Here is a 6,473-nt window from a genome sequence, read left to right on the forward strand (position 1 = left end):
GGGCTGCGCTATCCAAGCGATTTGACCCACGCGGAGTGGGGGTTGATCGCGCCGCTGTTCCCTCCAGCGCGGCCGGGAGGCTGGCCGCGGACCACCGGTCTGCGCGAATTCGTCAACGCCATTCTGTACATGGCCAGCGGCGGCTGCCAATGGCGCATGCCGCCCAAGGACTTCCCGCCGCTCTCGACCGTGCAGGGCTATTTCTACGACTGGCGCGACACGAGGAGCAAAGGCGCTGGCGGGTGACCGACCCCGCCGGGCCACCCGCGCCTGCAACCGAGAGGAGCCCCCGCTCGACCGGAACGCCGGCCGGTTTCCGAAGCCCGCCGACCCGGCGCGCCTCCATGCCGGTCCTCGGCCACCTGCGCATCCCGCGGGATGCGGTTACGCCCTGCGTCAACCCCGCGGCGCAGTGATCGGTCGGGTCCGCGACGGGGCGTGCAACCGTCAGAGAACGAGGTCGATGTTCCAGAAGCGGCGGACCTGATCCTCCCAGGCGGCGGTGCCGGGCGCGGTGGCGGGGGGCAGGCGTTCGGAGCGAAAGCCGAAGCGCTCGAAGCCGCTCAGGTCAGAGGCGGCGAGGATCACCACCTCGACATCGCGTTCGAGCGCGAAGGCCGCGAGCCGCAGCGCGCGGTCGGCCGCGTCGAGGGGCGGCGCCGGTACGCGCAGGCCGACCGCGACCGCGTCCGCCCGCCGGAGGGCGACACGCGGCATCGGCGCGGCCGCGAATTCGGGGAAAAGGTCGCGCCCCGGCGGCGGCGCCCGCCGCGGGTCGAAGGCGCCGGTCAGATCGTCGATATCCTCGGCGTCAAGCGGGGTAATCCGCGACAGGATCGCGTTCCAGCGCTGCGGGTCCATTGCTCACCTCCTCTATCAGCCGCGCGGCGCGCTCCACTCCCGGCGCCGGCAGTTCGAGCGCCGCCAGCCGCGTCCGTGCTTGCTCGGCGGCACCGCCATCGAGAAAGCGGCCAACCTCGCGCTCGAGCACCATCAACGCGCTCGGCTCGGCCAGCCCGGCAAGGCCGCGGTCGTGCGCGGCGCGGGCACGGGCGCGCTGGTCGTCCATGTAGGAGCCGGTCTGCGGCACGAAGACCGCCGGCACCCGGTTGTAGAGCGTTTCGTGGAAGAAGTTGTAGCCGGCCGCGCCGACGCAGAAATCCGCCGCCGCCGCCAACACCCCGGCGGAATGGGTCTTGACCACCCGGCTCCGGCTCCAGCCGAGCCAGACCGGCTGCAGAACGGCGGTCGGCCAGACCAGGATGAGGTGCAGGACGTCCGTCCGCCGCTCCATCATGCCGCAGAGCGCCTGCAACTGCGCGCCCCGGTCGGCGGCGACGCCGGCCCCGAGCAGCGTCACCACCAGCCGCTCGAACGGCAGGCCGAAGCGTTCGGCGAGCCTGGCGCGCAGGTCGGCGCGGCGCGCGGGATCGAGCGTCAGCCGCTGGACGATCGGACCGACCAGCCGCACATGGTCGCCGCGCGAGTAGGTCTCGTTCAGCTCCTCGAAAGCCTCGCCTGGCACGATCACCCGGTCGAACACCTTCTCGCGGTCGAGCGCCACGGAATTGTCCTGGCTCGCCTGCCAGAGGCCGCGGCGGATCCAGACGCCGCGCAGGCGGCGCTCGAGGATCACTCGGTAGACGGAATCGAACACATAGCCGCCGTCGAAGACGAGTGTGCGCGCGTCCCGCGCCAGCGCCCGCAACCGGACATAGTTGGCGAGGTCGTTCTCGTGGCTCTGCGTGTGCTGGCCGCTGCGCCCGATCAGCGGCATGACGTCGAAGCCATGCGCCTTGATGAGCCGGGAGCAGCTCGGGAAGGCGGCGAAGACCGGCGGCTCGGGGGCACTGGCGAGCGCGCCGGCAACAAGGACGCAGCGCTGCGCATGACCCAGTCCAACGCCGTTCGTCGGATTGAAGAGGATGCGCCCTCCCACCGGCTCGGAGCGTCGGCGAGACGGCCGCGCCGGGGCCTCGAGAAGGCGCAGGAGCGAACCGGCGTCCCGCGCCGCGGCAAAACGCGATCCGCGCACACGCTCGGCAATGCGCCTGAGATTGGGCAGGATCTCGGCCGAGATGAAGGGGCCGAGCGCCAGGAGATCGAGCGGCCCACGCACGAAGGCATCGCTGGCCCGCGCCCCGGCATGACCGGGCGTCGCGTCGATCAGCGTCGCCCCGCCGAGGGCGAGATTGGCGATCAGCGCGCGCGCCCGCGGATTCTGCGCGAAGGAGCCGAAGGCAACGCAGATGTCGATCCGCGCCGCGAGGCTGGCCGGCGTCGCCTCGGCGAACTGATAGAAGGGGATCTCGGCGCCATGCGCGGCCTGCCATTCCTGTTTGGACTTGCCATCGGTGAGCACGGCGACATCGAGCCGCGGGGACAGCGCCAGCGCCATCAGGGCCGAGGCCTGGGCGCGCTCACCCAGATCCGGCGCGAGCAGCAGCAGACGCGGCCGCGCCGCCGTATCGACGCGAGGCGCAACGCCGAAATCCGGCCAGTCTCCCCCCTCCTCGCCTGATTCCCGCGTGACGGGATCCTGGCCGAAGACATAGGACAGCCGCGCCTTGACCCCCGTCACCGCCTGGCGCGTCTCGAAGGCGCCGAGCGCCACGACCCGCCGGCCGGACGGCCCGGCCAATCGCCGCAGCCGGGCGAGTCGCCCGTCGGTCAGCCGATGCGCGCCAACCACGACCACCGTGTCGCGCCCCTCCGGCGGCCCCTCGCGCAGATAGGGCGCAAGCTCGAACTGGACGTAGCGCGACAGCCCGTCCGGCACCCCGCGCGAATCGACGACGGCTGGCGCGCCGGCCGCCGCGAGCTGGGCGACGAAGAGCGCGAGGGCGTCATAGTCCCTCGGCGTCTCTCCCCCGGTCTCACACCAGAACATCGGCCTCCACTCCGCTCCGCTCGATGCCGGCCCGGATCGTCCGGACGAAGCTCTCCGGGCCGAACCGCGCCAGCGACGCTTGCGCCGACCGGACGAAGGCCTGGTAGCGTTCCGGCTCGGCGAGGAAGCGTGCGATGATCGCATCCACGTCGCCGCCGTCCGACGCCACCACCGCCTCGCCGAAGGTCGCCGCCGTGCCGGGATCGGTGATCACCAGCTTGCCGGCGGCGATCGCCTCGACGATGACCCGGCCGAAGCTCTCGCGCCACATCGGATTGGTGAAATAGACGAAGAAATCGATCTCGCCAAGAAAGCTCGCCACGTCCATCTCGCCGAAACGCAGCGCCGTCCAGTGGCGCGGGACCCATTCGGGATCGTCGAGAAAGCCATCGGCGCCGAGCAGGACGCAGCGCTCGGCCCGAGCGGGAAAATGCCGAAGCATCGTTTCGCGCGAAGGAAATTTCTCGAAGCCGGGGCGCGAATGGCGGCCCCGGCGGTCGCGCGGCGTCGCGGTCGGCGGCGCGAGGTCGAAGTCGCAGATGTTCGCCCAGTCGAAATCGGCGAGCCTCCAGCCGGAATCGATCCCGGCGGACAACCAGGACGCGACCCCGGAGCGGTTCCAGTCCGAGACGGGCGCGAGCCAGCGCCGGCCCGCGACGAGACTCGTCTCGATCCGGGCGAGACATCCCGCGACGTCGAACCCCTCGGCGCCGTTCGGGCGCAGGAAATTCTCGTGCGTCACCACGAAGGCGCGCTGGCAGCTGATCCGGGGCAGCGGCGCGCGCTCGAACTTCAGGCAGGCGGGATTGTGCAGGACGACCGTGTCGGCGTGAATCACGGCGGGCTGCCAGGCCATGTCGACGCCGGTCGCGGCCAGCGCCTCGGCGAGATGGGGATTGACCTCGCGTCCCTTGAACATCGCCGTCTCGAGGGCAACAACCGCGAGATCGAAGGCGCCGGACAGAGCACGGATCTCGGCCGCGACCGCCGCCGCCGTGCCGCCCGGAAAGCGCGGGTCGAGCACCAGCGTCATCCGCCTCGCCACCCGCGGCGCCGCCCATGCGAGTCGCGGCGCGGACGCCGCGGGATCGCCAGCGGACGTCGGGGCGTTCATCGGCGCCTCATCAATAGATCATGTCGGGCGTGTCCGGCGGGGCGACCTCGGCGCTCGGCGCGCGCAGCGCGTCGCGCAGGTCGGGCTCCAACCCGAGAAAGCCGGTCATGTCCTCGGATTCGCTCATGAACTCCGCGAGCAGCCTTGACAGCTGCGTATCCCCCTCCAGAAGCTCGGGGTGCAGCAACAGAAACGCGCGGAGCGCCTCGACGTCGTTACTTTCCAGATAGCCCGCGATCTCGGCGAGTTCGTCCGTGTTCGGCACGGCGGCGGCCAGCGGACTGCCGAGCTGCGCTGCCAGAATCATCGCGGACACCATGACGGCGACTTTCCGTCTCATTCAAACCCCACAACGGACCGGCGCGGCGCGCCGATCCCTCCTACCCACTCACCAAGGCAGGCATAGTCCAGTACGGGGTTGGAGAAAAGGCTCGGAGAGGTCCTCGCGGCGTCGTAGGCGGGGAAGCGCCAAGCTTTGCTCGGCGGCCGAGCGAAATCCGACAGACTGCTGACTTTGCGAGTAGAACTCGCGGCGCTTCAGCCGCGCGGCAGACGATCCTTCAGCATCCGCTCGACGGCGCGTTCGAGCAGGATGCGCTGCACGGCTTGCGCTTCCGCCTCCCGCTGGCGGGTGGTGCGCGACGTCGCCGTCGGCTGCGCGCGGGTCGCGACCGCGGCCGGGGCGGACTTGCCGCGGGCTTCGCCGGTGGCGACGCGGGCGGCGGCGACGCTCGGCCCGGTCGGCGGCGCGCCCGCGAACCAGACCTCGAGCAGACCGGCGTCGGGCTGGGGGCGAAAGCTCGTGAAGTCGCGCGTTTCCGGCGCCGCGCCGCCGCTTGGCGCGACCAGCTTTGCCACGGCGACCGCCGCCTCGCGGTCGGCCTCATGGAAATAGCGCACGTTGCTGGACCCGACCGCGACGCGGCCCGGCACCAGCGTCGCCTCGGAGACGCCCGCGGCGCGCAGCGCGGCGACCGCCGCCTCGGCCGCGTCGTCGGCGGCGGGCGGAAAATGCAGGAATACGCGCGCCGTCTCCACCGCGGAAGCCCGCGCCGGAGCGACCGGAACCGGCATCGCCGCGAGGCGCGTCGCGACGTCCGGCAGACCGGTCTCGATGTCCGGAACGCCGAGCACGGCCGGAGCCTGCCCGGCGAGCGCGGCGAAGCGCGGGAAGTTCGGCAGCGCCTCGCGATCCTCCAACGCCGGGCCGGCGAGTTCCACGGGCGCCGCGCCACCGAATTCCGGCGCGACGGCGGGCGCGACGGGCCGCGACGGCGCCGCCTCGATCAGCGGCGGCGGAAGGGCGTCCGGCTCGCCGGCGCGGGGCTCGAAGGCGCCGGCCGAGTCGCCGGGGCCGCTCAGGGCCGCGACCGCTTCGGGTGCCAGCGCGGCCGGACCTTCATCCATCGTGGTCGGCGCGGCGAGCGAAACCGCCAGCGGGGTCGGTGCCACCGCGTCCGCCGCGCGCGGCGCCTCGGCGCTTTCCCGGCCGAGGTTGGCGGGCAACAGCCATACGGCGATTCCGCCGCCAAGCATCCCTACGAGGAAGATCACACCCAGCGAGGCGCGCCGGTCGCCCCAGAACGGACGCGGCTTCGGCGTCGGAACCGGGCGCGCATCGGCGACCAGCGGCGGCGGCACCGGCTCGGACGCGCGGGCCGGCGCCAGGATCGGGCGCGAGGTCGCGTGGGCCGGCCGGACGATGGTCGCCCCCGGACCGCGCGGCCGGGCGGGCGTCGCACGCGCCGTCGTGGCAAGCTCGGTCGTGGCGCGCTCGCGCATGGCACCCTCGGACAACGGGGTGTTCTCGGCGCGCCGGGCGAGCGCCTCGGCGCGGCGGGCGCGCGCCTCCAGCAGCCGCGCCTCCAGCGCCGCCGGATCGAGCATGTCGGTCCAGCTCGGCTCACCTTGTCCGGAGGTCGGTTCGGGCATCTCTGCCGCTGGTCTGGGCGCCGGTCCGGGCGACGCGACGCGACTGACACCACGCGGCCGGGCCGGCACGATGTCGACGCCGGTCTCCGGTTCATCCCCGGCATCGGCCCAGGTGGACATGTCGAAGCCGGCGTCCTCGACGCCGACCGCGCGCTTTCTCAGCCATGCCGATTGGCCCTGCCGTGACATGCGCGCTCCCACCATAACCCCCGATCGCCACGAAGACGCCGGGCACCACCCCACAAGGCGCGCCCCCGCGCACCCACACTGTGCCATTCTAGACGAGGACGCCGCCGGATGCCAGCGCGCGGCGGCGGACAAGCGCCGCGCCGCCGGTCTCTGTCCGAAAATCCGCCATTTTTCCGGGCGGCCATGCCCCCGGAGCAATGACGGACCGGGGGAATCCTCCGGTCCGCGCGGCTCTGCGCCGTTTCAGGACACCGGAGCCGACGGCCCGACGCCGGCCTCGGCAAAAGGATCCTCGGGATATCCGACAGCCATCAGCGTCAGCCCGTCCGGCGGGCAGACCGGACCGCA

The 6,473-nt window shown here is 72.5% G+C and carries 5 protein-coding genes and 1 pseudogene; 1 reads left to right on the forward strand and 5 read right to left on the reverse strand.

Features of this window, described 5'->3' with window-relative positions; genetic code table 11:
- Positions 1-3: 3 nt before the first annotated feature.
- Positions 4-222, forward strand: a pseudogene (locus KBA23_RS14955) (transposase); the annotation flags it as partial.
- Positions 223-447: 225 nt separating this feature from the next.
- Here the strand turns inward: KBA23_RS14955 and KBA23_RS14960 are convergent.
- The 5 genes from KBA23_RS14960 to KBA23_RS14980 form a co-directional block, all read right to left on the reverse strand.
- Complete coding sequence (locus KBA23_RS14960; protein ID WP_290742500.1) at positions 448-861, reverse strand: hypothetical protein; 414 nt, start codon at positions 859-861, stop codon at positions 448-450.
- Positions 812-2,890, reverse strand: coding sequence for a hypothetical protein (locus KBA23_RS14965; RefSeq protein ID WP_290742502.1), 2,079 nt, complete (start codon positions 2,888-2,890; stop codon positions 812-814). Before KBA23_RS14965 ends, KBA23_RS14960 begins: the two co-directional genes overlap by 50 nt.
- Positions 2,877-4,004, reverse strand: coding sequence for a glycosyltransferase (locus tag KBA23_RS14970; RefSeq protein WP_290742505.1), 1,128 nt, complete (start codon positions 4,002-4,004; stop codon positions 2,877-2,879). Before KBA23_RS14970 ends, KBA23_RS14965 begins: the two co-directional genes overlap by 14 nt.
- Positions 4,005-4,014: 10 nt before the next feature.
- Positions 4,015-4,311 (reverse strand): hypothetical protein, encoded by a 297-nt coding sequence (locus KBA23_RS14975; protein ID WP_290742508.1) that lies wholly within the window; start codon positions 4,309-4,311, stop codon positions 4,015-4,017.
- 230 nt (positions 4,312-4,541) lie between these two features.
- Entirely contained in the window at positions 4,542-5,936 is a 1,395-nt protein-coding gene (locus KBA23_RS14980) for a hypothetical protein (RefSeq protein ID WP_290742511.1), read from the reverse strand.
- Positions 5,937-6,473: the final 537 nt, after the last annotated feature.

This window comes from Amaricoccus sp. (assembly GCF_017995835.1).
In the GTDB taxonomy this organism is placed as follows: Bacteria; Pseudomonadota; Alphaproteobacteria; order Rhodobacterales; family Rhodobacteraceae; genus Amaricoccus.